The organism is Bifidobacterium sp. LH_230 (assembly GCF_056357555.1).
On sequence record NZ_JBKEWJ010000033.1, the window covers coordinates 1 to 26184 of the forward strand.

Consider the following 26184-nt stretch of genomic DNA (forward strand, 5'->3'; position numbering starts at 1 on the left):
TTCGTCGCCATGCTGATCCTGTCTTCCATAAGACAAGCCAAACAGGACCGATACCGTTCGCGCTCATTCCCGATGAGGCACCACCACACCCTACGCGCTCAAAAAACGTGAGGCACGTCGGTCTACCGGAAGGAAGCGGGAATCGTTGCTATACTTAAGATTCAGATTGATAATAAGTAAATATACATTTGAAGGATTTGCCGTTTGCGCTTGAGGCAATTGCCTTTCGTATCCCCCTCTCTGGGGGTACGATGGCTGACTGCCACGAAAAGCGCTGAAACTCAATGGTTTCGGCGCTTTTCTGTTTCTTGCCGGAAGCCGTTTTGGTACCGTTTTGGTACCGTCCTGATGCATCCTGACTCTGTCGCCAAGTTATAGGGATGGGACTATGCCACCTCGATGGGCATCTGTACGGCGCAACAATTCCGGGAAATGAACGGCGCTTTCCGAGAATAGTTGCACTGGAACGTTGCCAGCGCAACTATTCTCGGACGAATGGGGTGTTTTCCGAGAAAAGTTGCACTGGCGCCGGCTTAGCGCAACTATTCCGGGAACAGTGGGCTGTTTTCCGAGAATAGTTGCGCTAATAATCGGCTTACCCCTCGAACGGGTAACGCAGGCCCCACTTGCCACGCAGCACGTCCATCAGTTCCATGATGCGCAACGTGTCGGAGTGCGGCATTTCGGCGCATTCGCCCAGTCCATCGAGAATCGCATTCGCCGCGGCCGCCACCTCGTATTCGTAACCGGTCAGCTGCTCCGGCACGTCGTAGTGCGCGAGAGGCAGATGATCCAGCCCGTACACGTCGACCGCCTCGACGTTGTTGATGTTCCGGCACACGATGTACCCGCGCTCGCCCCAGATATAGCCGCCGCGGTCGGACGCGGCCAGCATGGACGACTGCGCCGACGCCATCACGCCGTTCGCATAGTAGATCGTCGTGGCATTCTGCGCGTCCACGCCCGTCTCATACGGCATCATCGACGTCTCCACCCGGTCGATCGCCACGTCGCCATGCCCGCCCATCACCATGTCGATGAAGTTCAGCGGATACACGCCGACGTCGAGCAGCGCACCGCCGGCCAGCGCCGGATCGGTCATACGAGCCTTGCCGGCCACCGGATAGCACAGGTTCGCCGCGATCGACTGCACCTCGCCGATCACGCCGGACGCCACCACGTCGTCGATGATCGCGCGCGACGGCATGTACCGCGTCCAGATCGCCTCCGTGCACAGCAGTCCCGTCTCGTCGGCCACGGCCAGTAGGTCACGCGCCTGCGCCGTGTTCGCGGTGAACGATTTCTCCACCAGCACGTTTTTGCCCGCCCGCAGACACGCGATGCCCTGCTCGGCGTGCAGGCTGTGCGGCGTGGCGATGTACACGAGATCCACGTCCGGGTCGGCCAGCAGCTCGTCATAGGAGCCGTACGACACCGGGAACCCGTACTTGGCGGCGAACGCGGCGGCGCGCTCCCCGTCGCGGGCGGCCACCGCGTACGGCTCGACCAGCCCGGCATAGCGCGGGTCGGCGGCCATCTTCACCAGCGTCTCGGCCATGTGGATCGCGATGCGGCCCGCGCCGAGAATCGCCACCTTCACCTTCAGTCCCTGCGCCTCGGCCTCGGCCCGGCGTCCGTTCAGTCGGCTCATCGTTCCTCCTTGAATCGTGTTGTTGCATGTGATGGAATCGCAAACAGTACCATTCTAGAATCCGCACGGGTAATAATGGAATCTCGTGAACAGTCAATCCAAGCGAACAGCCGGTCAATCGGCCGGGCGATCAACCGATCGAACAGCTAGGCGACCGGTCAAACGCGCGCCGCGACAGTCCGGTCGGTCCAGTCGATCCGGCCGCAGCCGATCCGCCCAACCCGAACGGTACGAACGCGGCACGCGCAGCTACACCATGTCGCACATCCGCGGCAAGGACACGAAGATCGAGGTGCTCGTACGCAGCTACCTGTTCCGCCACGGGCTGCGATTCCGCAAGAACGACAAACGCTACCCGGGCCATCCGGATATCGTGCTGCCGAAATACCGCACCATCGTGTTCGTCAACGGCTGCTTCTGGCACATGCACGAGGGCTGCGCGAAGCACTCCATGCCGAAGTCGAACATCGAGTTCTGGAGCGCGAAACTCGTGCGCAACCACGATCGTGACGTGCGGCAGCATGCTGAACTGCGGGCGGCCGGATGGAGGGTGATCGTCGTGTGGGAGTGCGAGCTGGCGAAAACCGTGCGTGAGGAACGGCTGGCGCGGCTGGTTGACGAGATCACGGGGACGGTTGGGCTCGGTGAGACGGATGACAAGGTGGCGGCTGACGCTGTGGTCGTTTCGTCACCGACGGAAACGGGCATAACCAGCGTGATCGGTGCGCGCGACACTAGAATCGGGAACGGAATCGAACGACAGGTCAGGGACCAGCCCTGCGTGACGAAGGAAGCGTGACATGGCAGACAAGCAGCCGGTGATGGCGCAGCGGGCGCGCGAGGCGCAGCCGTTCCGCGCGATGGTGTTCGGCGAGAAGGCCGACGATATGATCGCGAACGGCATCGATGTGGTCAAGCTCAGCTTGGGGGAGCCGGACTTCGGCGCGCCGCCGGCCGTGCGCGAGGCGATGCGCGAGCAGTACGACGGTCGTCCGCTGCCGTACACCGCCGCGTTCGGTCTGCCGGAGCTGCGTCGCGCGATCGCGGATTTCTACCGTACCAAGCACGGCGTCGAGATCGATCCGAAGCGCATCGTGATCACGTCGGGCGGTTCGGCGGCCCTGCTGCTGGCGACCGCTCTGACCGTCGACCCGGGCGACGAGGTGGTCATCGCCGACCCGTCATACCCGTGCAACCGCGAGCTGGTGCGCTCGTTCGGCGGCACCGTGGTGGACGTGCCGACCAGCGCGGCCACGCGGTTCCACCTGACGCCCGAGCTGGTGGACGAAGCGTGGAGCGAGCATACGAAGGCCGTGATGATCACGTCGCCGTCGAACCCGACCGGTACGACGATCGAATTCGACACACTGAAGGCCGTGTGCGATCTGGCGCGTGAGCGCGGCGCGTGGCGTATCGTGGACGAGACGTACCTCGATCTGGCCGACCGCGAGCCCGACGGCAGCGAAGTACGGTCGGTGCTGCTCGCCGATCCGGATGCGATCGTATGCAACAGTTTCTCGAAGTTCTTCGGCATGACCGGCTGGCGACTCGGCTGGGCCGTGATTCCGGAGAACACCATCGAGGCGGTGGACGACCTTGCCACGAACTTCTACCTGTGTGCGCACACGCCCACCCAGCATGCGGCCGTCGCGTGCTTCACGCCAGAAAGCCTTGCGGTATGCGAGGAGCGGCGGCAGGAACTGCTGGCCCGCCGGCGCATCGTGGTCGAGGGTCTTCGCGAGATCGGTCTGCCGCTTGAGGTGGAGCCGAACGGCGCGTTCTACGCGTACTTCAACATCTCCTCGACCGGGCTGGACGCGTGGACGTTCTGCGAACGTGCGCTGAACGAGGCGCACGTGGCGCTTACGCCGGGGCGTGACTTCGGGCCGGCGACGGCCGACACGCATGTGCGCCTGTCGTACGCGGCGTCGCGCGAGGCGCTCGCCGAGGGCCTGCGCCGGCTGGGCGAGTTCGTCAAGACGCTGTAGCTTCGTGTGGATCTCGGCTCCCTCGGTTGAGGGAGCTGGCAGCCGTAGGCTGACTGAGGGAGCGTACACGCTGCAGCCTTCGTAAACTACAACGGCTACGGGGTGTACGCTCCCTCAGTCTCGCTGACGCTCGCCAGCGTCCTGCAATTATGGACAGCCTTCGGCTGACTGCGTTGCTGGCTCGCTGTCGCTCGCTCCTCGCCTACAAACGCCTCCAGCGTTTGCTACACGGCTCGGCCTAACCGAGGGAGCCAAGGCTCGCTACGCACGCAGTAGGTATTCAAAAGGCCGTAACCGAATCCGGTATGTCATACGGACTCGGTTACGGCCTTTACTATGTCAGTCGACCAGATCAGCCGATCACTTGGCCGCAGCGGCCTTCTTGTCGGCGTCGAACGCGTGCTCGCTGGTCGCGTCCTTCGCGGAACCCTTCTCGCCGTTGTCGGAATCCCAGTGGATCTCGTGGCGGTCATCGTGGTTGCGCCACCAGCTCGAGAGGATGGAGCCGGAGATGTTGTGCCACACGGAGAAGAACGTGGACGGCACGGCCGCGATCGGGTTGGAGGCGAATGAGGTCAGCGCCAGGGTCGCGCCCAGGGCGGAGTCCTGCATGCCCACCTCGAAGGTGATGGCCTTCTGCTGCGCGTAACGGAAGCCCTTCGGATAGATCTTGTACATGAGCTTGGAGAAGCCGAAGCCCAGCGCATAACCGGACAGGTTGTGCAGGATGACGACCGGGATGGCCATGAGCGAGGAGGCCACGAACAGCTTCGGGCCGTTGGCCGCGACGACCACGCCGATGATGAGCAGGATGGCGACCTGCGAGACGATCGGCAGTGCCACGGTGATCGTCTCGATCTTCTTGCCGAAGATCATGTGGCAGATCACGCCGAGCGCGATCGGGAAGAGCACGACCTTGACGGCGTTGAGGAACAGGGACTCGACCGGCACGGTCACGTACTGGGAGGCCAGCCACTGCATGAGCAGCGGGATCATGAACGGCGCGCACAGGGTCGACAGGATGCCGATCGACACGTCGAGCGCCACGTCGCCGCGCGACAGGTAGCTCATCACGTTGGACGAGGTGCCGGACGGGCAGCAGCCGACGAGGATCACGCCGACGGCCAGCGGGCCATCGAGGCGGAAGATCCAGCACAGCAGCACGGCGATAAGCGGCATGATCACGAAGTGTGCGACGGTGCCGACGACCACCATCAGCGGCTGGGTGAGGATGCGCTTGAAGTCGTCAAGCGTCAGCGTCAGGCCCATGCCGAACAGCACGATGCCGAGCAGGTAGCCGGTGTATGCCTTGCCCCACAGCGAGGTCTGCGGCACGAAGTAGTTGAACACGGCCCATACGATTACGATCGCCGTGAACCACTTGGTCAGCCAATCGGCGAATTTCTTCACGTTTTCCATCGAAATCTCTCTCTTATACAACTGTGGAATACGTTGTCCGTTTTGCGGATGTACCCGAACATCGTAAGAGGCTGTGTCCGATTGTTCTCGCGCGTCTCACGTTGTGAACGTTGTGTTAAGGATCGTGTTACGGGCTGATGTCGCGGCAGACGGCGGGTCGGTGATGATCTGTTGCCGGTTTTTGCCGTGGGCATGGCCGATTGTGGCGGCTGGGTTATAGACTGATCTATGGAATATGTATGCCAAATATTCGAAAGGATAATAATGTCCGCTGAAGCAAACGTCGGCGTTGTCGGTCTTGCTGCGATGGGCGCCAGCCTCGCCCGCAACCTCGCACGCCACGGCAACAAGGTGGCCGTGTTCAACCGCCACTACTCGCGCACCGAGAAGCTCATCGCCGAGCACGGTGACGAGGGCCAGTTCTTCCCGGCCAAGACGATGGCTGAGTTCGTGGACTCGCTGAAGAAGCCGCGCACCGCGATCATCATGGTCAAGGCCGGCGAGCCGACCGACGACATGATCAACCAGCTGGCCGATCTCATGGAGCCGGGCGACATCATCGTGGACGCGGGCAACGCCCACTTCCCGGACACGATCCGCCGCGAGAAGGCCATCTCCGCCCGCGGCATGCACTTCGTCGGCTGCGGCGTCTCCGGCGGCGAGGAAGGCGCGCTGCTGGGGCCCTCCATGATGCCCGGCGGCTCCGAGGAGTCCTGGCAGACCTTGAAGCCGATCTTCGAGTCGATCGCGGCCAAGGCCGAGGGCGAGCCGTGCGTCACGCACATCGGCGAGAACGGCGCCGGCCACTTCGTCAAGATGGTGCACAACGGCATCGAATACTCCGACATGCAGCTCATCTCCGAAAGCTACGATCTGATGCGTCGCGCGCTGGGCATGACCCCGGCCGAGATCGGCGACGTGTTCGAGGAGTGGAACAAGACCGAGCTGAACTCGTACCTGATCGAGATCACCGCGGACGTGCTGCACCAGGTCGACAAGAAGACCGGCAAGCCGCTCGTCGACGTGATCGTCGACCACGCCGGCATGAAGGGCACCGGCACGTGGACCGTGCAGTCCGCGCTTGATCTGGCCGTGCCGGTGACCGGCATCGCCGAGGCCGTGTTCGCCCGTGGCCTGTCCGGCCAGACCGAGCTGCGCGCCGAAGCCCAGAAGCAGGCGTTCGAGGGGCCGAACGGCGTGGTGCCGATGGATTCCGCCGAGAAGGCCGCGTTCATCAACGACATCCGCGAGGCGCTGTACGCGTCCAAGATCGTCGCGTACGCGCAGGGCTTCAACGAGATCACCGAGGCCGCCAAGGTCTACGACTGGAAGATTGATCTGGCCGCGGTGGCGCGCATCTGGCGCGGCGGCTGCATCATCCGCGCGAAGTTCCTCAACCGCATCTCCGACGCGTTCGAGTCCGGCGAGGCCAATGTCTCCCTGCTGTTCGCGCCGTACTTCAAGGATGCGATCGAGACCGCGCAGACCTCGTGGCGTCGCGTCGTGACCCGCGCGATCTCCTTCGGCGTGCCGGTCCCGGTGTTCGCCTCGTCGCTCGAGTACTTCGACGGCCTGCGCTCGAAGCGCCTGCCCGCCGCCCTGATCCAGGGCCAGCGCGACTACTTCGGCGCCCACACCTACCAGCGCGTCGACATGCCGGGCGCGTTCCACACGCTGTGGGCCGAAGACGGTCGTCCGGAGATCGAAGCGTAGCGGAGATCGTAGGACGAGAGCGCAGTCCAGTGGACTGCGCTCAGTCTTCGGCCGAGCGGCGACAGCCGCGAGGCAGTATTGAGTCTCGCCATAGGCGAGTCCATAATTGCAGGGGCCGAAGGCACTAAGGATCGTGAAGAGATCGAAGCCTGATCGCTTCTGAGTCGCTCATAACGTAAGTGGCGGTTTTCTCTCACTGGGCACATGCTCAGTGAGAGAAAACCGCCACTTTGTTGTTTATGGCCTCAACCGTGTCATTTCGACCGAGCGTAAGCGAGCGGAGAAATCTCCTGCTGCCGACGGCTTTGAAAGATTTCTCGACTCGCTGCGCTCGCTCGAAATGACAGGAGGAATGTAATGCCCGCTCGCTCGAAATGACAGGACCTATTCGCGGGGCAGCTTGCTTGCCGCACCCTTGTCGATGAGCCAAAGGAGTTCCTGACCGTCGGCGAAGGAACTGGGGGCCTGCGGGTTGCGCGGCTGGGCGAACGCCGCAGCCACGGCCGGGGCCTTGCGTTCCTCGGACGTGAACACCCATGTGTGGCGTGACCGGGCGATCATCGGCACGGTGAGCGTCAGGCGCAGCGGCGGCGGCTTGGGGGAGTCGCGCACGCCGGCGACCAGCACGTGCGGGTCATCGATGAGCACCTGCGGCAGTCCGGGGAACAGCGACGCGAAATGCGCGTCCGGCCCCATGCCGAACATTGCGATGTCCAGTGCCGGTTCGTCCCCAAGCGCCGCGATCAGTTCGGCCTGATATTCGGCCGCGGCGGCCGCGAGCACGGCATCGGTTTCCTCGGGGGAGGCGGTGGCGATCTCCTCGGCGGAACGCGTATCGGCCGGCATCGGGTGGATGTTCGCCTCCGGCAGCAGCCCGGCGCCGGTCATCGCGTCGAGGAACTCGCCGCGGGCCTGCTTGACGTTGCGGTCGTCGCTGTCGGCGGCGACGAACCGTTCGTCGCCCCACCAGATGTGCACGCGCGACCAGTCGACCGCTTCGGTGAGCGGACTGGCCAGCAGTTCGTGGAAGACGCGGTTGCCGTCGGTGCCGCCGGTCACGGCGATGTCGACGCGCGTACGGCCCGGTTCGGCCAACAGATCGCCGATCGTCAGCAACGTGCGCGCGGCCACGGCCTGCGCGAGGATGGTCGGATCGCGATAGATGATGGTTTTACGATTGGTCATATCGTTCCTTGGGTAAAGGAATCGGCCGTAGGCCGATCCCGCATCAGTCGGTGGGGTGGATGAGGTCCCAGCCTTCGGTGATGACCTCGGCGTAGACCTCGTCGGGGTTGAGCCGGCGCAGCTCCTCGCTCAGGCATTCCTCGAGCGTGCGCGCCGGCACGCTGATCGTCTGCGGCGAGGCACCCGGCATACTGATCACGGCCACGCCGCCATCCGCATCCGGCCGCTCCAGGCTGAGCACGCCGTCCGAACGGGTCAGGTACACGCCGGTCACGGCGGTCGCGCCCGGCACATCCTCCACCGTCACCGGCACATTGAGCCGCAGCCGCAGCCACGCGGCCAGCATGTCCATCGGCAGGAAACCCTTCGGACCGGTCACTCGCACGGTGCTGATCGGCAGGTGCGGCGGCTGGTCGAGCATCGTCGCCAGCATCGCGCGCCACACGGTCAATCGCGTCCACGACAGATCCACGTTCTTGGACGAGCGGTTGCGACGCAGGTCGGCGATCGTGCGGTACGGGTTCGACGAACGCATCGCATCGGTGATGCGCGTGCGGGCCATCGCACCGAGCAGATCCTTCGACGGATTCGCCGGCGCCTCGGTCGGCCACCACGCCACCACGGGCGCGTCCGGCACGAGTAGCGGAATCACCAGCGTGTCCTGATGGTGCACGAGTCCGCCGCGCGGATGCAGCACGATGATCTCGCCCGCACCGGCGTCCGCGCCGAAACGCACCTGCGCGTCGAGATTCGACTCCTCGTCCTGCGCGTCCGCGTCGTTCTCGGCCACAGCGCCCTTCTGGCCACCGGCCGCGGCCGCCCCGCGCTTCGGACTGATCGCGATCACACGGCACGGATGCTCACGGCTCGCCGCGTTCGCCAGTTCCAACGCATGCTCCAGCTCATCCTCGTTGGTCGAAATGAGCAGCGTGAGCACGCGGCCGGTCGCGGATTCGCCGCGCTCCTCGTGCAGTTCGTCGATCTTGCGCGAGATCTCACGGGTCCGCGTGTTCGGCATATCGATAATCATGGCATCCTCCAATGGCGTCCATCGCGGGCGAGCATCTCATCGGCCTCTTCCGGTCCCCACGTGCCGGCACGGTACGGCTGCGGCTGGCCGAGCGTCGACCAGAAGTCCTCGATCGGATCGAGGATCTCCCAGCTCAGATCGACCTCCTTCGTCGTCGGGAACAGCGGCGGATCGCCGAGCAGCACGTCCAGAATCAACCGTTCGTACGCTTCCGGCGACGACTCGGTGAACGAACGGCCGTAACTGAAGTCCATCGACACATCGCGCACCTCCATCGACGTACCGCCCGGCACCTTCGCGCCGAACCGCATCGTCACGCCCTCGTCGGGCTGCACGCGGATCACGATCGCGTTCTTGCCGAGCTCGCGCGTCGCCGTCGACTCGAACGGCAGGTGCGGCGCGCGCTTGAACACGACCGCGATTTCGGTGACGCGCTTGCCCAGCCGTTTGCCGGTGCGCAGATAGAACGGCACGCCGGCCCAGCGGCGCGTGTCGAGATCGAGGCGGATCGCCGCGTACGTTTCGGTCGTGGACGACGGGTCGATGCCCTTCTCCTCCAAGTAGCCGACGACCTCGTGCGAGCCCTGCCAGCCGGCCGCGTACTGTCCGCGGGCGGTGTGCGCGGCCAGATCGCGCGGCAGGCGGACCGCGGAGAGGATCTTCGTCTTCTCGGCGATCAGATCGGACGCGGCGAACGAGACCGGCTCCTCCATCGCGGTAAGCGCGAGCAGCTGCAGCAGGTGGTTCTGGATGATGTCGCGCGCCGCGCCGATGCCGTCGTAGTAGCCGGCACGACCGGCGACGCCGATGTCCTCGGCCATCGTGATCTGCACATGGTCGACGTAGTTCGCGTTCCAGATCGGCTCGTACATCGCGTTCGCGAACCGCAGCGCAAGGATGTTCTGCACGGTCTCCTTGCCGAGGTAGTGGTCGATACGGAACACGCTCGACGGATCGAACACTTCGGAGACGACGCGGTCGAGCTCCTTCGCGCTTTCGAGATCATGGCCGAACGGCTTCTCGATGATCACGCGACGCCATGCGCCCTCGCTCGAGCGCGACAGGCCGCAGTCGGCCAGCTGACGCGCCACGATCGGGAACGCGCGCGGCGGCACCGACATGTAGAACGCGTGGTTGCCGCGCGTGCCGCGGTCGCGGTCGAGTTCGGCCACCGTGTTCGACAGCCGCTCAAACGCCTTCGGGTCGTCGAACGTGCCCTGCACGAAGCGGATGCCGGCCGCCAGCTGGGTCCACGTGGACTCCTTGAACGGGGTGCGGCAGTGCGCGATCACGTTCTCGCGCACGAAATCCTTGAAATGGTCCTCGGTCCAGTCGCGCCGGGCGAAGCCGGTCAGGCCGAAGCTCGGCGGCAGGAGCCCTCGGTTGGCGAGGTCGTAGATGGCGGGCAGCAGTTTCTTGCGTGACAGGTCGCCGGTCACGCCGAAGATCACGATGCTGCATGGGCCGGCGATGCGCGGCAGACGCAGGTCGCGCGGGTCGCGCAGCGGGTTGACCCACTCGGTTGGTGTTGAATCGCTCATACGCCCCATCCTAGTGGCCGCGCGGGCGGCGCGCCGGGGAATTTCGAGCGCAGCGTATCCCGATTCGCGGGTGGCGGCAGGGAGTGGCGTGAATCGGACTGACGGCGCACGCCTTGGGCCTATTTGCGTGATGTTTTGGATAGCAGAAGGCGGGTCCTATCCCAAATATCACGCAAAGGTACCTATTGGCGTGATGTTCGTGATAGCCGCGGAGGGGTCCTATCCCAAATATCACGCTAGGAGACTCGTTGGCGTGATGTTTGGGATAGAAATGGGCTGCTACTATCCCGGACATCACTCTAAGAGACCTGATTGCGTGATGTTCGTGATAGTGGCGGATGGGTTCTATCCCCGATATCACGCAAAGATGCCTATTGGCGTGATATTCGGGATAGTAATGGGTGTCTGCTATCCCAAACATCACGCAAGAGATGCGCCGTCGGCCGGCACATGCCGGTGACAGACCGTCACTTGCGCGAGAGCCGTTCGAGCATGCGGCCGTTGAGATGGATCTGCGAGCACAGGATCGCGGAGAAGATCAGCACGAAGCCCATGCCGGCCGCCGCCTCGACGCGCTCGCCGTAGAACAGCACCGAAAACAGCAGGCTGAACACCGTCTCCAGACACATGATGAGCGACGCCTGCGAAGGCGGCGTGACCTTGAGGCCCACGTTCTGCATGATCTGCGCGCACATCGTCGCGCCGAAGAACAGGTACACGAGACACAGCAGGATGCTCGGCTGCGTCCATGTCGCGGACGGCGCCGGCTCGGTCACGATCGCGCCGATCAGAAACAGCGTGCCGGCCGTCATGAACTGTGCGAACGTGAGCGCCACCGGATGAATCACGCGGCTGAACTTGCCCAGCCACACCAGATTGAACGAGAACACGAGCGCGCACAACAGCGTGAGCAGATCGCCCAGCCCGACCGAAAAGCTTCCCAATCCGGAGCTGAGCGACACGCAGCCCACACCGGTCAGGCACAGCACGGCGGCCACGAGATTGCGGACCGTGGGCCGCTGCTGCATGAGCAGCCACGACGTGAACGGCACGATCACGCAGTACGCGGCGGTCAGGAACGCGCTGCGGCCCGGCTCGATCATGGTCAGACCGACCGTTTGACTGCACATCGTGCCCCAGTACGTCACGCCGACCAGCAGTCCGGGCACGATGATGTGCCGGTTGAGGTACGGCATGATCTGCTTGCGGAACAGGATGAACATGATGAGCGAGGCGGCCAGCAGACGGATGGCCATGAGCCATTGCGGCGGAACGACGGTCATCGCGACCTTCGCGGTCGGGTAGCTGCCGCCCCACAGCATTGCGCAGGCGAGCAGCATGAGCTTGCCGATGGTGGGGGAGAGCTGGAACTTGCGCGTCATTGCCGATGCTCCTTGTGCGTGGCCGATGGTTGTCGGGGCCGGTGACCGGCGGGGTCACGGTAAGCCCGCCAATAGCTTAGTGGCCCGCGCAGTCAATCGTCGGATGGCGTGGCGCGCGTGTCGTGATGTACTGCTGCTGACGATGCATACGCGCGTTTGCATGCCAAAGTCGTCGAGAATAACGCAATTATTCATGCTGATGCTGCACACGCGCGTCTGCATAGGTGACAAGGGTCGGATGACGCTGCACGTATGTTGGTTGCTGCTGATGGTGCATACGCGCGTTTGCATCGGAAGGAAGTATCGATCGCATGATCGGTGGTCTGATTGATTGCTGGATTGAGCGAGTTGACTGAATGATCGGTCGGTTATCGACCTACTGCATACGCGCGTATTCAGCAGTGTCAAGAATATAGTAAGATCATCGTACGAAGTCGTTATTGCAAACGTGATCATGCGCACAGCGAGCCGTGGCGCAGCAGGAGGTGACACGATGCCGGTGTCCAGAAGCATCAATCAGGATGATCTGCGCAACCATAACCTATCCGTGGTGCTGTCCACGCTGGCCCGGTCGCGCACGCCGCTCAGCCGCGCCGAACTCGCGAAACAGACCGGCCTGACGAAGGCCACGCTGTCGCTGCTGAGCGACATCCTGCTCAAGAACGACGTGCTCCAGCAGCTCGAACCGGCCGCCGGATCGTCGTACGGCCGTCCGAGCACGCCGCTCGCGTTCCGCCCGGGCCGCTGGGCTGGCATCGGAATGCAGATCAACACCGACGGCTACGGCTACACCGTGCTCGATCTCGACGGTTCCGTCGTGGCGAGCGACTGGCAGTCACGCGCGATGGACGATGTGAATCCGGACGAGATCTTCGCCAAACTGGACGAGATGATGCGGCCGGTCGAAGCGCGTCTTGCGAACGATGGCTATGTGGTGGCCGGCGTGCAGCTCGCGCTGCCGGGACTCGTGTCGACCGGCAACCGTCTGCTCATCGCCCGCAACTTCGGCTGGCGCGACATCGATCTGAACCGGTACGTGGTGATCGAACGGCTCGGTGCGGTGGCCGACAACGAGGCCGCGCTCGCGGCGATCGCACAGATCCCCGGGTATGCGACGCAGCGTCCGGCGGGGGATTGGCCGGTCGCCCCGTCCGATTCGTTCGTGTATGTGTCCACGGACGTCGGCATCGGCGGTGCATACGTTCGCGAAGGGCAGGTCGTGCGCGGCGATCATGGCTTCGCCGGCGAGATCGGTCATATGTGCGTCGATGTGCACGGCACGCGCTGCCGGTGCGGGCGGCACGGATGCCTGGAGATGTACGCCGGACGGCGTGCGGTGATGATCGCATCCGGCTTGGCCGATGCCGACCACGCGGCCGGCACCGATCTGCCGCGGCAGCTGGTCGAGGCGTGGCACGGGGGCAATACGAGCGCCGTGCTCGCGGTGGAGGACGCGATGGCGGCGATGGCCGCGGCGATCGCATCGACCGTGAACATCGTCGACGTGAACAACGTGATCGTCGGCGGACTGTGGAGCGAGTTCGGCGACAACCTGCGGGCCGATCTCGAGCGGCGCGTGCAGTCGCAGATCCTCGCCCGCGACGTGGTGCGCGTCAAGCTCATGTTCCCGCCGCTGACCGTGCATCCGGCCATGTACGGTGCGGCCGTGATGGGACTGCACCGCCTCGTGCACAACCCGATGCGCTTCCTCGCCGTCGAGTAGCGGAGCGCTGCCGGTCATTGCGGCCGAACGCAGTATTTCCTGTCGCTTCGACCGAACGAACAGGCTCTTCTGTCATTTCGACCGAGTGCAACGGTTTTCGTGTCATTTCGACCGAGCGAAGCGAGCGGAGAAATCTTTCAATGCCAGTGGGCTAATAAAGATTTCTCCGCTCGGCTATCGCCTCGGTCGAAATGACAAGTGATGCACAGATCGGTCGAAATGACAGAGACTGTGGTGGGCGTATCACCCCCTCAGTCAGCCTTGCTGACAGCTCCCCCTTCAGGGGGAGCAGAGATGTTGCAGACCATGACCGAGGGCATGATCCTGCCATGCATCACTCCGCGTCGTCGGCCGCGGTCACGTCGAGCTTCTTGGCCTGCTCGATCAGATCGTCCAGGTCGGAGGCGCGCAGCGCGCCGGCCTGCTTGAACACGACCTGCCCGTTCTTCGCGATCAGCAGCGTCGGCACCGCCTGGATGCCGGCCGCCACGGCCAGATCCTGATTCGCGTCGATATCCACCTTGCCGAACACGATATCCGGGTTCTCGTTGCTGGCCTGTTCGAAAATCGGGCCGAACGCGCGGCACGGTCCGCACCACGTCGCCCAGAAATCAACGAACACCAGCTCGTTGTCGTTCAGCGTCTTCTCGAAATCCTGCGTGTTGAGCGCGACGGTTGCCATGCTCGATCCTTCCTGTTCCTAAGTCTCCCCGCAGCCGTCATGCCGAACCGGCAAACCGACCGCGAACGTTTCCATACACAGACAATAGTTGAACCCCAGCATCTCAGCCGAGTGGAACAACTTCCCCTGTGAGCCGAATCCGGGCGGATCGGCAGCCGTACGAACGGCATAAGCCCCGCGAAACCGTGCCGACGCGCCCCGCCAATTGCGCGTTCCGTTACGCAGCCGGGGCGATAATGGGAGGTATGCCAGTCTTGAATGATGAAGTGCCCGAAGAGGGCGATTTCGACGCGGGACGCCGCCGCGGCGAGTTCGACAACATCACGCCCGAGGATTTCATCCGCGGCACGGGCCACGGCAACCCGCCCGGATGGCTCGGCCGCGAGGACATCGACCGTGCGCGCCGGCAGATGCCGATCGCATACGTGGAGATCGTGCCGGTGCGCACCGACGAACTTGGCCGCGTCGCGCAGGTCGGCTCGCTGCTACGCGTGGCCGACGACGGGTCGATCGAGCGCACGCTGATCACCGGCCGCGTGCTGTACCACGAGACGCTGCGTGAGGCGATCGCCCGCAACGTGGCCAAGGACTTGGGCGACATCGCGCTGCCGGTGCTGCCGCAGAGCCTGCAGCCGTTCTGCGTGGCCGAGTTCTTCCCCACGCCGGGCATGAGCGAGTACTACGATCCGCGCCAGCATGCGATCGCGCTGTGCTATGTGGTGCCGATCGCCGGCGACTGCAAGCCTCAGGATGAGACGCTCGACGTGGAATGGGTCGATCCGTCGAGCGACGTGATGGACACGTTCGTCGAGCAGATGGTCAACGGCCACGGCGACATCGTGCGCCGCGCGCTGTCCTGGCTGGGCAACTGAACCTGCTGAATCACTGAATCAAGGCGATTATTGATGACGATTGAACTGAAGAACAACGTGTACCGCGCGGGGGACGGCTCGGCGGTGCCGCTGGTGCTTGTCCACGCGTTCCCGGTCGACCACCGCATGTGGGACGACTGTGCGGTCGAGATCATCCGACAGGCCGACGCGGCCGGCATGCCAGCGTTCGCAGTGTGGGCGCCGGATATGCCGAGCGCGGGGGACGGGCCGATTCCGGGCGATGCCGAATCGGGCGGGCGTGCCGCGGACGGCGCGTACGATCATGCGCTCGACCTGCTGGCCGACGCGTACGTCGACCTGTTGCACCGGGCCGGTTACCGGCATGCGGTGTGGGCCGGACTGTCGATGGGCGGTTATGTGATCCTCGACATCCAGCGGCGACATCCGGACGCGGTGGCCGGGTTCGCGATGTGCGATACGAAGGGCGACGCGGACACGCCGGCGCAGCGGGCGAACCGTGTGCGCGTGGCCGATACCTGCGAGCGTTCGCAGTCGGTCGAGCCGGTCATGCACTTCGCGGACGCGACCGAAGCCGATTCGAGCTTCAAACGGTCCGAAGCCGGCAAGGCGCTGTTCGCGCGGTGGATTCGCGAACAGCGGCCGGAGGGCATCGCGTGGCGGCAGCGCATGGCCGCGGGCCGGCCCGACCTGAACGACCAGCTGTCGCTGGTGCATGCGCCGGCCGCCGTGATCTGCGGCGACAAGGACCCGTTCGCCGACGAGACGCGCATGCGCGCGATCGCCGACGCGATGACCGGCACCGAGGCGGCTTACACGCTGGTGGACGACTGCGGTCATTTCAGCGCGGTCGAGCATCCCGGCACCGTCGCCGCCGCGCTCGTGGCGTTGATGCGGCGTGCCTTGTGAACAGCCGCGGACGATTGTGATGTGAAAGGAAGTCCGATTCATGTTCTCACCATTGGCATTGACCCAGGCGCTGCCGTTCCTGCCGCTCGCACAGGGCGATATCGACTATCAGACCGAACGTCGCGGCGAGGACGGCCTGATCGACTCGCTGCTGAACGAGCCGAGCACCAAGGTCATCTTGACGCGCGGCGGTCGCATCGCCGTACCCAAGGGGCAGGGAGGCATCGTCGACTATGAGAACGTGCGTATGCGGCTGGCGACGCTGCCCGGCGCATACGTTCGCAGCGAACTGGCATCCCATCCGGCCGCCGTCGCCATGTTCCTCGGCAGTTACGGCGGCGAACGCAACGAGCATGTCATCGACATCGACATCACCCGCGTCGAGCCGGCCGCGACGTCCGATCAGTCGTCGGCCGTGGCCGTCCCCGATTCCGCCGGAACCGGTGCGGACGACGCGTTCGACGAACACGACGACGAATCGACGTCCCGTCCATCCGCCAAGCCGAGTCTGCTGGAACAGGCCGTCACCCGCTTCGACTGGGTCGACCTGCGCGGATTCGCGCCGCACGCCACCCCACGCGAGGCCGGCCAGGCTACGAGCGCGATCTCGCTGAGCATCTGGCACACGCGCCAGCGGTTCTGCCCGACCTGCGGCGCGCCGGTCGAAACGGCGATGGGTGGCTGGGCGCAGCGTTGCACGAACGACGCCGACGGCCGCCGGCTGCTGTTCCCGCGCGTCGAACCGGCCGTGATCACCGCGATCGTGGACGGCGACGACCGTCTGCTGCTCCAGCACAACGTCGCATGGAAGGATTCTCGGCTGTATTCGGTGTCGGCCGGATTCGTGGAGGCCGGCGAGAACCTCGAACATGCGGTGCGACGCGAAGCCAAGGAGGAAGTCGGGCTCACGCTCGGCGCGGTCAAGTATCTCGGATCGCAGCCGTGGCCGTTCCCCGCCTCGCTCATGATGGCGTTCAAGGCGCAGGCCGTCACCACCGATGTACATGTGGACGGCGAGGAGACGATGACCGCGCGGTGGGTCACGCGCGACGAGTACACGAACGAACTGGTGACGGGCCGCATGGTCGCACCGGGCAAGGCCACGATCGCGCGGTACATGATCGAGGAGTGGTACGGGCGCGAGTTGTGAAGACGCGGCGCCGAGTCGTAAGACCGTTACGCGGCACGACCAATGGGGCTAGTAGTCTTATGCCCCAGTATTGCTGATCGTTTCGTGAACGGTAAAGGAAGAACATGACTAAGAAGCGCATTGTGGTGATGTACGGCGGCAAGGCCGACGAACATTCGATCTCCTGCATCTCGACCGCCGGCGTGCTGAAGGCGCTCGACACCGACAAGTTCGAGCCGATTCCGGTCGGCATCACCAAGGCCGGCCAGTGGATCGTGGACGGCGAGGACCCGCGCGGCTGGGATCTGGGCGGTTCCGCGCTGCCGATCGTCGAGAAGACCGACGGCGCGCGCGACGTCGTGCTCGACGTGGCGCTCGGCCAGGACGGCTTCTTCGCCCGCAACGCGGACGGCACGCTCGAATCGCTCGGTCACATCGACGCCGTGTTCCCGGTGCTGCATGGCCCGTTCGGCGAGGACGGCACGATTCAGGGCCTGTTCGAGATGATGAACGTGCCGTACGTCGGCTGCGGGGTGCTCGCGTCCGCCGCGTGCATGGACAAGCATTACACCAAGGTGCTGCTGGCGGCCGCCGGCATCCCGGTCGCGCCCGGCATCACGCTTGACGCGCGCGGCTTCGACACGGCGACCAAGTTCGCCGCGAACGGCGAGGCCATTCTCGCGCAGGTCGAGGCGGCCGGCCTTCAGTATCCGCTGTTCGTCAAGCCGTCGCGCGCCGGCTCCAGCTTCGGCGTGACCAAGGTCGAGCATGAGGGCGATGCGGCCGAGCTTGCCGCCGCCGTGTTCGAGGCCAGCCACCACGACTGGCGCATCCTGGTCGAACAGGGCATCGACGCGCGCGAGATCGAATGCGCGGTGCTGTGCCCGAAGGCCGGCGAGGAGCCGAAGGCCAGCTGGCCGGGCGAGATCGTGCTCGACAAGCGCGCGGGCGGCGACGACCAGTTCTACGATTTCGACAGCAAGTACATGGATGCCTCCGCGTCGCACGTCGAGGTGCCGGCCAACCTGCCCGACGAGCTGCTTGAGCGTGTGCGCGAGATCGCGGTGCGCGGCTTCAAGGCCGTCGACGGCGCGGGCCTGAGCCGTGTGGACACGTTTGTGACCCCGGACGGCGACGTGATGATCAACGAGATCAACACCATGCCCGGTTTCACGCCGATCTCCATGTATCCGAAGGCGTGGGAGGCCACCGGCGTGAGCTACACCGACCTCATCACCACCCTCATCGAAGGCGTGCTGCGCTGATCTGCGGCGACTGATGACGATGCCCCGTGTTTCGGTCAGAGCACGGGGCATCGCTATATGTGTACAGTGCGTCAAGCCTCCAGTCATAGAGGTTTGACGATCGAGAGGCTGATTTGGCGTCTTGTCGGAGTCGGTTCGACGATCGAGAGGCATGAGCGCCGCCGTCCGGTGTCTCTTCGGGGGTATTTGGTGGTCGGGAACGGGTTTTCTTGATGCAGACCGCATCTCGATCGTCAAACCGACCTTGACGTGGGTGCGATTTAGCCTCTCGATCGTCAAACCGCCGCGGATTACGCACCAACCGCGGCGCGCTGCTCGAGGGCATCGACGCCTGTAAGCGCGCGGGCGGCCGCATCGCGCGCGGTCGACAGCAGCAGGTCCGGCTTGGCGAACACCAGCACCTGCCCCTCGATGCCATAGGGCGAGAACCCCGTGAACTTGACGATCGGCACGGTTCCCTCCGCCGCCACGTCAACGGTCCCGCGCTTGACCGCCTCGACGATCCGCCTCTCCACGTCCTTGACATCGCTGCCCGCCTTCGCCGTGAACGGCACCGTCACCAGCCCCTCGTTCACCGGGGTCAGCTTCTCCAGCGACGCCGTGTTGAGCACCGAATTCGGTATCACCATCTCATTGCCGTTACGCTCGCGCACCACGGTCTGCCGCCACGTGATGTCCTTGACCACGCCGGTCGTGCCGGCCACCGTCACCAGATCGCCCGGCTGGATCACCCGCCCGAGCATCAGCCCGAACCCCGAGATCACGTTCGCGACCGTGTCCTTCAGACCCAGCGACACCGCGATGCCGCCGACGCCAAGCGCCGTCATCAGCGTGGTCGGGTCGATGCCGAACACCGGCTTCAACACGATCGTCGCGGCCACCACCCAGATCAGCACGCGCACGATGTTGATGAAGATCGACGCGCTCGGCATGTTCGTATGGTTCAGCACCTTGCGCAGCACCTTGCTGACCACTTTCACCACCACCCACGCCGCGACGACCACCATCACCAGGAAGATGATCTTGCCGGCGTTCGCCGCCAGCCACTTGAGCATCAGGTTCATCATGTCCAATCCCGCATCCGCCGTGTCGCTCATCGCGCCTCCCGCCGCTCGCATCCGTTCGCGTTTTCCGCCTTCATCCTAGCCGGCCCGTGCGGCACAACCTGTGACTACCATGAAAGCATGGGCAATATTCTCGATGACGCGCGCACGAATTTCCATGGTTTCGACGAACTGCCGTTCAACGAGGTCGACTCGCTGGTGCTGTCCGAGCTCGCGTACATCCACATGCCGTCCGTGACGCCGCGGTTCGGCACGGCCCGGACCGTGGCATGCGTGCCATTGCCCGCCATGCTGCGTGCCGAGGACTACCCGGCCATGTTCACGACCGGCTCGGATTCGGTGAACGACTATCGGCTCGGCCTGTTGCGCGCGGTGTGCGAATCGCCGCGCTACCGCGGCATCCGCGTGGGAGAGTATGTCGAACGGCTGGATACCGGCGATCAGACGCAGTTCGCCGCGATGACGTTCGACCTGACCGACTGCGCCGGCGTGGACGGCGCACTGCTGTACGTGGCGTTCCGCGGCACGGACGGCACGCTGGTCGGATGGAAAGAGGATTTCAACATGGCCGTGCGCTGCCCGGTGCCGGCACAACGGTCGGCGGCCGAATACCTGCGATCGATCGCCGACCGGTCCGCCGGCGTGCCGGATGCCGTACCGGCGCGGCTGATGGTCGGCGGCCATTCCAAGGGCGGCAACATGGCCATCTACGCAGCCATGCGCATGGCCGATGACGGTTGCGACACTTGCATCGAACGCATCTTCAGCCATGACGGGCCGGGGTTCGATGCGAGCGTCACCGCATCGCCCGCCTACCGCGCCGTGTTTGGCCGCATCGGCAAAACCGTGCCTGAAGCGTCGGTCATCGGCATGCTGCTTGATGACGGCGGTCTTCAACGCACCATCGTCAAGGCCGACGCGATCGGCATCCTGCAGCATATGGGCGGCAGCTGGCAGGTCGAAGACGGCCGGTTCGTCACCATGCCCGAGCTGACCGCCGGCGCGCAGTTCGCGGACCGCACGATCAGCACGTGGCTGGCCGGCGTCGACCAGCGGCAGCGTGAGATCACCATCGATCAGGTGTACGACGTCGTCGCGGCGGCCGGATACGTGAATTTCGCCGATCTGGCCGCGAACTGGACCGACGCGCTGCCGAAGATCCTCATGGCCGCGACGGGCACCGACCGCAAGACCCGCGAGCTCATCACCTCGGTGCTCAAGGGGCTGCCGTCCAGCGCCGTGCGCTCGCTCGTGCAGCGCGACACGGCGTCATGACGGGCCGTTTGCAGTGGTCAGGCGTCGGCTCCGGCGGGCGTCGATGGCAGGTTGTTGCGGAAGATGCGGTGCCAGTAGCTGAGCAGGTCCGCGCGCGACAGCGACAGGCACATGCTCATCGCGAGCACGGCCACGTCCTCGTTGAGCAGGTCGCCGAGTTCCACGGTGTCGCGCAGGTCGGGCCAACGGCTGAGCACGGCGAGCATGCCGCCGACCGTGAAGTCGAGCATGAGATCGGTTTTCAGATCGATGTGCTCGGGCAATTGCAGGCTGTGGATGATGGTGAGCCGGCCGAAGTCACGCAGCGAATCGACCAGTTCGGGTGAACTGTGCGGGCCGGCGATGAGCGCGAGCCGGTCGAGGCGCTCGCGATGTTCGGGCGACTGCATGAGGTTGGTCATGTTCTCGCGCCATGTCGCGTCCGGGTCGGAGTCGGGCGTGGGTAGGGCCGGCTTGGCTTCCTGCACGACGTGCATGATGGCCGAATCGGCGAGTTCGGGCAGGCTGCTGTAGTGGTAGTAGAACGAGTTGCGGTTGACGCCGGCCTCGTGGACGATGTCGGTGACGGTGATCTTGTGGTATTCGCGGTCTGCCAACAGGTCCCAGAACGCGTTCTCCATGCGTTCCTTGGCGGGCAGGATTTCGGAATCGCGACGTGGGCGAGGCATGGCGTCTCCTTGGGATGGTGCGGCACGGGCGGGGTTGCCCGGCATGGTGATTATTGGCCGATGTGTCTAGACAGTCTGTCTAGACACGGTGTCTGACCAGATATGATACACCGTTATTGGACAACGTGTCTATGGCGATCGGAAGTGAGGCCTATCTGTCGTTTCGACCGAGCGGCAGCGAGCGGAGAAATCTTTCGAACGGACGGACATCTATAAGATTTCTCGACTCGGCTTCGCCTCGCTCGAAATGACAAGGCGTGCGTTGTCTTGTTCGAAATGACGCAATGATGTGTCGTGCCTCGATCGATACAGGCAGAGGTGCCTAGTGGTTTCTCGGGTTTAGACTGACGCATTGTTATTCTTGGCTCCCTCGGCTAGGCCGAGCCGTATAGCAAACGCCGGAGGCGTTTGTAGGCGAGGTGCGAGCGACAGCGAGCCGGCAGAGCGCGGCCGTAGGCCGTCTTCAATTGCGGGACGTTGTCAGTCGTAGGCTGACTGAGGGAGCGTCAGATCCATCACATTAAATCCGACAAAGTACTAGCGCCGCGACACCTTGGTGTTGCGCGCCAACGCGGCCTGCAGCAGGATCATCAGCGCCTGCGTGAGATTGCGCCGGTCCTCCGGACTCAGACCCACATACGCGCCGAGCATGTCCGCAATCGCCTTTGGCCCGGCCGTCATCATGCCGCCGATGTTGTTCGCCCCGCTCGCCTCCAGCACCGCGAACAGCGCATCCACCGCATGTTCGCGTTGCTCCTGGCTCAACCCCGCCATCCACCGGTTCAGCGACTCGTTGAACAGTTTCGAACTGTGCGCCAGATCCTCCACCTGCACGAATTCGCCGCCGCACATCTGCCACGAGAACGCGAAATGCTGCATCACGCCCTCCACGTCCGACTTGACCACCGTGCATTTCTCCGGCGTCTCCAGAATCATGCCGATGATCGACGAATCCGGCACGATCTTGACGATCCGGTCCTTCACCGTGCCGTATTCGTACCCGTGCACCACATCCGCCGGGAATCCCGGTCCGTCGAGCGAATAGATGCGCACGACCCGCTCGCGCACGTCGTCGGGCGCGTTCATCGCCGCGTAGACGGCCAGATTGCCGCCCTTCGAATGGCCGGTCAGCATGATCGGCCCGTCCCACAGCCCGGCGACCTGCCGCAGATACTGCGCGGCCGAAACCTGCGCCGGTACCGGATACTGGAAGGACATGTTGAAATCCTCCTTCCAGCCGACCAGCGAATCGTCGGTGCCGCGGTACGAGACGACCAGCGTGCCGTCCGGCAACCGGTACGTCAGCGCGGCGAACTGCGTCTGCCGATCAGCGCTGAATTCGGCGGCGTACGCGCCCATGACGATGTCGGAAAACCGCGGATTGGCGGCGCATGCGCGGTAGAAATCGTGCGTGAGCTGCGGGCTGACCAGTGCGATCGCGTTGACGTCGTGATCGCTGACGACCTGTCCCTGATGTAGCTCGCGGTCGGCCTGCTCGATGGTCATGCCGTCGAACGGCGGATGGTTCAGGTTGCGCAGCGACATGATCGGATGGCGGAGGGAGAACGATTGCAGACGGTTGCGGAACGTGCCGTAGCGGTGCAGTTCGTCGGCCAGGCGCGGCACGTCGTCGGGCACGTCGTCGTAGACGAGGATCGCCAGCGCGAGCGCATCGGCCGCGCCGAACGGCAGCGTCGCGAAACCGCGCGTCTCGGTACGCGCGTAATCGGTGATGTTGCCCATCGCGCACCTCCTTCGCCGCGGTCGGTCCTGCTGTGTCTGTTGTGCGGGCTCCCTAAAAAAATCATAGTGAATGATGGTCTCGCTGCGGGCGAATCTCACGTGAACACACGGGAATAATCCGCCGGACCTCGCGAAATTGGAGTGTTGCGGCGCGGATGTGCCATGCCGGTGGTAGAAACGGAACCATACGCGGGAACGCCGTGGCGTCGAGCTGCGGCCGGCGTCGGTTTGCGATCGGCGTGACGGCAGGGTTCCCGCGAACGTTTGCGAGGCAGCACGAGGAGGTTGCATATGATCAACGAAGAATACAAGGCGATGCTCGGCGGCAAGTCCGTGATCCGAACCTTAAGCGAATACGCGACCGCCCGCGGCGCCGAAATCGGCTATGACAACGTATTCGACTACAGTCTCGGCAATCCGAGCGTGCCGTGCCCGCCGGACTTCACCAAGACGGTCATCGACATGTACCGGACCGCCGAACCGGTCAAGCTGCACGGCTACAGCCCGTCGCTCGGCCTGCCGTCGTTCCGCGCGGCCGTCGCCGACAATCTCAACCGCCGGTTCGGCACCGACTACACCGCCGACTACATCTTCCCGACCACCGGCGCGGCCGGTGCGCTCGCGCACGCCCTGCGCGCGGTGACCAAGCCCGGCGACGAAGTGATCACGTTCGCACCGTATTTCCCCGAATACCAACCGTACGTGAACGGCACCGGCGCGCACCTGACCGTCGTGCCGGCCGACACCGAGAACTTCCAGATCAACTTCGACGCGTTCGAAGCGGCGCTCGGGCCGCAGACCGCGGCCGTGCTCATCAACACGCCGAACAATCCGTCCGGCGCGGTGTACTCGGCCGCCACGCTGCAGCGCCTCGCCGACCTGCTGCGCGAACGCCAGGCCGAATACGGCCACGACATCTTCCTCATCAGCGACGAGCCGTACCGTGAGATCGTGTTCGACGGCGGCGCGCAGCCGTACCCGGCGTCGTTCTACGACAACACGCTCACCTGCTACTCGTGGTCGAAGTCGATCTCGCTGCCGGGCGAACGCATCGGCTACGTCGCCGTGAACCCGCGCGCCACCGACGCCGAGCTCATCGTGCCGATGTGCGGGCAGATCTCGCGCGGCACCGGCCACAACTGCCCGAGTTCGACCATGCAGCTCGCGGTGGAGAAGGTGCTCGACGAGACCTCGGACCTCGGCGTATACGAGACGAACATGAACCTGCTGTACGACGCGCTCACCTCGATCGGATTCGACGTGGTGCGCCCCGGCGGCACGTTCTACATCTTCCCGAAGGCTCTCGAGGAGGATGCGACCGCGTTCTGTATGAAGGCCAAGGAGTACGACCTGATCCTCGTGCCGTCGGAGAGCTTCGGCGTGCCGGGCTACTTCCGTATGGCGTACTGCATCGACACGGAGAAGGTGAAGCGCTCGATTCCGGCGCTTGAACGGTTCGCGCGCGAGGTGTACGGCAAGGCCTGACGGCTGCGTTCGGTGTGCTCGGCGCGAGACGCGGTGCCATGCGGTGTTCTGCGCGGTGCTGTGAAAAGTCGCGAAAACCGCGGCATTCCGGGCGACACGCCGTGATTTGCGTCGGGTGGCCGGCTCGTGTATATTATCCATCTGTTGCCTCACGGCGACAGATTGCGGACATAGCTTAGTTGGTAAAGCGCAACCTTGCCAAGGTTGAGACCGCGGGTTCGAGTCCCGTTGTCCGCTCTAGTTTTTCGGTGGCGTCGAAGCGATTCGGTGCCACTGGGAGCGAGACCCGGGCGGTTGGCGCAGAGGTAGCGCACTTCCCTGACACGGAAGGGGTCACAAGTTCGAATCTTGTATCGCCCACGATTGATCGGCAGGAAACTGCCGGCCGATTGGATCGGACGCGAGTCTGGTCGTGCGACTGGGTGATTGGCGCAGCGGCTAGCGCACTTCCTTCACACGGAAGGGGTCGTAGGTTCGATTCCTACATCACCCACGATCTCGTGGCTTGCTGCGGGTGAATTTTGGGGCTATGGCGCAGCTGGTAGCGCATCTCCATGGCATGGAGAGGGTCAGGGGTTCGAATCCCCTTAGCTCCACAGCTAGGCTTGCGAAGCGATTCGCAAGCCTTTTTTCGTATTTCGCGCACGTCCGTCCTCAATCTAGGGGTTATAGGCCAAATTGTGTGTCTGGTGGGGTGGCTGTTGGACTCGTGTGTGGAAGTCGGGGTATCCGGTTGCCGGCCAAACTATCGGGGTGTGGTTCGGAATTTTTCTCCCAAGTCTTCCCCGTGGCGCAACTTTTCTCGGAAATCAGACCATCGTTCCGGGAATAGTTGCACTGACGTCGTCCCAGCGCAACTATTTTCGGAGTAGTGGGCTGATTTCCGAGAAAAGTTGCGCTGAGATGTGGTAAGGCTCGGAAATGGAAACGACGCCACGGTGAGTGCCTATGTGCTGCTGTTCGCTATGGCCGGTGGCTACACTGGGAGGCATGACTGATGAACTTGACCTGTTGATAGGTGGATTCGGGGCGCTGCAAGGGTCGCACAGCCGCGGCATCGAGCGGTTGGTTCTCCATGTTGGCGATGTGCCGAATGCATCGCCCGAGGCGGTTGCCGGTACGGGCGCGGAGCTGTCTGCGGCGGAACCTGTGATTGGTGTGCAATACCGGGAACTGCTGGCTGATCTGCCGTCGCCGTCATGGCTGGAACGCGACGGCGACCTGCTGTACACGGTGCTCGAGAACAGCAATGAACTGGCCGCGCTGCGCATCGAAACAGGGGAGTGCGGGCCGATCGACGCCCCGTCGGATGATGCGGGCGAGGCTGATGCCCATGCCGGCCGTCGCGTTCGGCTTGAACCGAGGGTGTCTAATTGTTTGTGTATGGGCTGCCATTCTGGAAGGATTGAATGATGGTGACCTTGAAGAACGACGATGTGGTCGAGGGGCGTGGCGATGGCGGCGCTGCCGCCGGTTCGGCG

20 protein-coding genes, 4 tRNA genes and 2 pseudogenes are annotated in these 26184 nt (G+C 64.2%); 15 read left to right on the forward strand and 11 right to left on the reverse strand.

The features are described 5' to 3' along the window. Positions 1-595: 595 nt before the first annotated feature. A complete protein-coding gene (locus tag AC1A0G_RS11625) occupies positions 596-1651 on the reverse strand; it encodes a Gfo/Idh/MocA family protein (RefSeq protein WP_219070321.1) in 1056 nt (351 codons plus the stop codon). A gap of 205 nt (positions 1652-1856) precedes the next feature. On the opposite strand from AC1A0G_RS11625, the pseudogene AC1A0G_RS11630 reads away from it, so the two are divergent. Both AC1A0G_RS11630 and AC1A0G_RS11635 read left to right on the forward strand, forming a co-directional pair. Next, positions 1857-2276 (forward strand): annotated as a pseudogene (locus AC1A0G_RS11630) (very short patch repair endonuclease); the annotation flags it as partial. A gap of 175 nt (positions 2277-2451) precedes the next feature. Further along, the gene (locus AC1A0G_RS11635; RefSeq protein ID WP_476529913.1) at positions 2452-3639 is read left to right on the forward strand and encodes a pyridoxal phosphate-dependent aminotransferase; all 1188 of its coding nucleotides are present in this window, start codon (positions 2452-2454) and stop codon (positions 3637-3639) included. A 360-nt stretch (positions 3640-3999) separates the two neighbouring features. Here the strand turns inward: AC1A0G_RS11635 and AC1A0G_RS11640 are convergent, their stop codons facing one another. Beyond that, a complete protein-coding gene (locus AC1A0G_RS11640; protein ID WP_476529915.1) occupies positions 4000-5058 on the reverse strand; it encodes a bile acid:sodium symporter family protein in 1059 nt (352 codons plus the stop codon). Positions 5059-5322: 264 nt separating this feature from the next. Here AC1A0G_RS11640 and gndA point away from each other — a divergent pair, with 264 nt between their 5' ends. After that, positions 5323-6771, forward strand: coding sequence for an NADP-dependent phosphogluconate dehydrogenase (gndA, locus tag AC1A0G_RS11645; RefSeq protein WP_476529916.1), 1449 nt, complete (start codon positions 5323-5325; stop codon positions 6769-6771). A gap of 384 nt (positions 6772-7155) precedes the next feature. On the opposite strand, the gene pgl is transcribed toward gndA, so the two are convergent. The 5 genes and pseudogenes from pgl to AC1A0G_RS11670 all read right to left on the reverse strand — a co-directional run bounded on the left by pgl (position 7156) and on the right by AC1A0G_RS11670 (position 11909). Continuing rightward, entirely contained in the window at positions 7156-7956 is an 801-nt protein-coding gene (gene pgl / locus AC1A0G_RS11650) for a 6-phosphogluconolactonase (protein ID WP_476529918.1), read from the reverse strand. 43 nt (positions 7957-7999) lie between these two features. Then, a complete protein-coding gene (locus AC1A0G_RS11655; protein WP_420829269.1) occupies positions 8000-8803 on the reverse strand; it encodes a glucose-6-phosphate dehydrogenase assembly protein OpcA in 804 nt (267 codons plus the stop codon). Continuing rightward, positions 8785-8986, reverse strand: a pseudogene (locus tag AC1A0G_RS11660) (glucose-6-phosphate dehydrogenase assembly protein OpcA); the annotation flags it as partial. The pseudogene AC1A0G_RS11660 and the gene AC1A0G_RS11655, both read right to left, overlap by 19 nt. Continuing rightward, positions 8983-10527: a glucose-6-phosphate dehydrogenase gene (zwf, locus tag AC1A0G_RS11665; RefSeq protein ID WP_476529920.1), complete on the reverse strand. Its 1545-nt coding sequence runs from the start codon at positions 10525-10527 to the stop codon at positions 8983-8985. The gene zwf and the pseudogene AC1A0G_RS11660, both read right to left, overlap by 4 nt. 467 nt (positions 10528-10994) lie before the next feature. After that, entirely contained in the window at positions 10995-11909 is a 915-nt protein-coding gene (locus AC1A0G_RS11670; RefSeq protein WP_476529922.1) for a DMT family transporter, read from the reverse strand. 493 nt (positions 11910-12402) lie between these two features. On the opposite strand from AC1A0G_RS11670, the gene AC1A0G_RS11675 reads away from it, so the two are divergent. Next, on the forward strand, positions 12403-13632 hold the full coding sequence (locus AC1A0G_RS11675; protein WP_476529923.1) for an ROK family protein: 1230 nt from the start codon (positions 12403-12405) through the stop codon (positions 13630-13632). A gap of 334 nt (positions 13633-13966) precedes the next feature. On the opposite strand, the gene trxA is transcribed toward AC1A0G_RS11675, so the two are convergent. Further along, entirely contained in the window at positions 13967-14314 is a 348-nt protein-coding gene (trxA, locus tag AC1A0G_RS11680) for a thioredoxin (protein ID WP_476529925.1), read from the reverse strand. 245 nt (positions 14315-14559) lie between these two features. Here trxA and AC1A0G_RS11685 point away from each other — a divergent pair, with 245 nt between their 5' ends. From AC1A0G_RS11685 to AC1A0G_RS11700, 4 genes are all read left to right on the forward strand, one after another. Next, complete coding sequence (locus tag AC1A0G_RS11685) at positions 14560-15186, forward strand: NUDIX hydrolase family protein (RefSeq protein WP_476529927.1); 627 nt, start codon at positions 14560-14562, stop codon at positions 15184-15186. 33 nt (positions 15187-15219) lie between these two features. Further along, positions 15220-16074: an alpha/beta fold hydrolase gene (locus AC1A0G_RS11690; protein WP_476529928.1), complete on the forward strand. Its 855-nt coding sequence runs from the start codon at positions 15220-15222 to the stop codon at positions 16072-16074. A 40-nt stretch (positions 16075-16114) separates the two neighbouring features. Beyond that, complete coding sequence (gene nudC, locus AC1A0G_RS11695) at positions 16115-17224, forward strand: NAD(+) diphosphatase (RefSeq protein WP_476529930.1); 1110 nt, start codon at positions 16115-16117, stop codon at positions 17222-17224. 104 nt (positions 17225-17328) lie between these two features. Continuing rightward, positions 17329-18468 carry a D-alanine--D-alanine ligase family protein gene (locus AC1A0G_RS11700; protein ID WP_476529932.1) on the forward strand — a complete coding sequence of 380 codons (1140 nt, stop codon included), beginning with the start codon at positions 17329-17331 and terminating at the stop codon, positions 18466-18468. A gap of 290 nt (positions 18469-18758) precedes the next feature. Here the strand turns inward: AC1A0G_RS11700 and AC1A0G_RS11705 are convergent, their stop codons facing one another. After that, a complete protein-coding gene (locus AC1A0G_RS11705) occupies positions 18759-19532 on the reverse strand; it encodes a mechanosensitive ion channel family protein (RefSeq protein WP_476529943.1) in 774 nt (257 codons plus the stop codon). A gap of 120 nt (positions 19533-19652) precedes the next feature. On the opposite strand from AC1A0G_RS11705, the gene AC1A0G_RS11710 reads away from it, so the two are divergent. Further along, positions 19653-20807, forward strand: coding sequence for a DUF2974 domain-containing protein (locus AC1A0G_RS11710; protein WP_476529934.1), 1155 nt, complete (start codon positions 19653-19655; stop codon positions 20805-20807). A gap of 17 nt (positions 20808-20824) precedes the next feature. Here the strand turns inward: AC1A0G_RS11710 and AC1A0G_RS11715 are convergent, their stop codons facing one another. Both AC1A0G_RS11715 and AC1A0G_RS11720 read right to left on the reverse strand, forming a co-directional pair. Continuing rightward, a complete protein-coding gene (locus tag AC1A0G_RS11715; protein WP_476529936.1) occupies positions 20825-21475 on the reverse strand; it encodes a TetR/AcrR family transcriptional regulator in 651 nt (216 codons plus the stop codon). Positions 21476-22012: 537 nt separating this feature from the next. Beyond that, entirely contained in the window at positions 22013-23218 is a 1206-nt protein-coding gene (locus AC1A0G_RS11720; protein ID WP_476529938.1) for a DUF2974 domain-containing protein, read from the reverse strand. 291 nt (positions 23219-23509) lie between these two features. On the opposite strand from AC1A0G_RS11720, the gene AC1A0G_RS11725 reads away from it, so the two are divergent. The 6 genes from AC1A0G_RS11725 to AC1A0G_RS11750 all read left to right on the forward strand — a co-directional run bounded on the left by AC1A0G_RS11725 (position 23510) and on the right by AC1A0G_RS11750 (position 26116). After that, on the forward strand, positions 23510-24703 hold the full coding sequence (locus AC1A0G_RS11725) for a pyridoxal phosphate-dependent aminotransferase (RefSeq protein ID WP_476529940.1): 1194 nt from the start codon (positions 23510-23512) through the stop codon (positions 24701-24703). Between the two features lie 164 nt (positions 24704-24867). Continuing rightward, positions 24868-24940: transfer RNA gene (locus AC1A0G_RS11730), tRNA-Gly, on the forward strand. 51 nt (positions 24941-24991) lie between these two features. After that, positions 24992-25063 (forward strand) — tRNA-Val (locus AC1A0G_RS11735). A 60-nt stretch (positions 25064-25123) separates the two neighbouring features. Further along, a tRNA-Val gene (locus AC1A0G_RS11740) sits at positions 25124-25196 on the forward strand. A 30-nt stretch (positions 25197-25226) separates the two neighbouring features. Then, positions 25227-25299: transfer RNA gene (locus AC1A0G_RS11745), tRNA-Ala, on the forward strand. 394 nt (positions 25300-25693) lie between these two features. Further along, positions 25694-26116, forward strand: coding sequence for a hypothetical protein (locus AC1A0G_RS11750; protein ID WP_476529941.1), 423 nt, complete (start codon positions 25694-25696; stop codon positions 26114-26116). Positions 26117-26184: the final 68 nt, after the last annotated feature.

Coding starts and splice junctions, on each gene's coding strand:
- AC1A0G_RS11670 (WP_476529922.1), bottom strand. CDS start 11,909: ATGACGCGCAAGTTCCAGCTCTCCCCCACCATCGGCAAGCTCATGCTG.
- AC1A0G_RS11640 (WP_476529915.1), bottom strand. CDS start 5,058: ATGGAAAACGTGAAGAAATTCGCCGATTGGCTGACCAAGTGGTTCACG.
- AC1A0G_RS11700 (WP_476529932.1), top strand. CDS start 17,329: ATGACTAAGAAGCGCATTGTGGTGATGTACGGCGGCAAGGCCGACGAA.
- zwf (WP_476529920.1), bottom strand. CDS start 10,527: ATGAGCGATTCAACACCAACCGAGTGGGTCAACCCGCTGCGCGACCCG.
- trxA (WP_476529925.1), bottom strand. CDS start 14,314: ATGGCAACCGTCGCGCTCAACACGCAGGATTTCGAGAAGACGCTGAAC.
- gndA (WP_476529916.1), top strand. CDS start 5,323: ATGTCCGCTGAAGCAAACGTCGGCGTTGTCGGTCTTGCTGCGATGGGC.
- AC1A0G_RS11685 (WP_476529927.1), top strand. CDS start 14,560: ATGCCAGTCTTGAATGATGAAGTGCCCGAAGAGGGCGATTTCGACGCG.
- AC1A0G_RS11675 (WP_476529923.1), top strand. CDS start 12,403: ATGCCGGTGTCCAGAAGCATCAATCAGGATGATCTGCGCAACCATAAC.
- AC1A0G_RS11710 (WP_476529934.1), top strand. CDS start 19,653: ATGGGCAATATTCTCGATGACGCGCGCACGAATTTCCATGGTTTCGAC.
- AC1A0G_RS11625 (WP_219070321.1), bottom strand. CDS start 1,651: ATGAGCCGACTGAACGGACGCCGGGCCGAGGCCGAGGCGCAGGGACTG.
- AC1A0G_RS11705 (WP_476529943.1), bottom strand. CDS start 19,532: ATGAACCTGATGCTCAAGTGGCTGGCGGCGAACGCCGGCAAGATCATC.
- nudC (WP_476529930.1), top strand. CDS start 16,115: ATGTTCTCACCATTGGCATTGACCCAGGCGCTGCCGTTCCTGCCGCTC.
- AC1A0G_RS11690 (WP_476529928.1), top strand. CDS start 15,220: ATGACGATTGAACTGAAGAACAACGTGTACCGCGCGGGGGACGGCTCG.
- AC1A0G_RS11720 (WP_476529938.1), bottom strand. CDS start 23,218: ATGGGCAACATCACCGATTACGCGCGTACCGAGACGCGCGGTTTCGCG.
- AC1A0G_RS11635 (WP_476529913.1), top strand. CDS start 2,452: ATGGCAGACAAGCAGCCGGTGATGGCGCAGCGGGCGCGCGAGGCGCAG.
- AC1A0G_RS11725 (WP_476529940.1), top strand. CDS start 23,510: ATGATCAACGAAGAATACAAGGCGATGCTCGGCGGCAAGTCCGTGATC.
- pgl (WP_476529918.1), bottom strand. CDS start 7,956: ATGACCAATCGTAAAACCATCATCTATCGCGATCCGACCATCCTCGCG.
- AC1A0G_RS11715 (WP_476529936.1), bottom strand. CDS start 21,475: ATGCCTCGCCCACGTCGCGATTCCGAAATCCTGCCCGCCAAGGAACGC.
- AC1A0G_RS11750 (WP_476529941.1), top strand. CDS start 25,694: ATGACTGATGAACTTGACCTGTTGATAGGTGGATTCGGGGCGCTGCAA.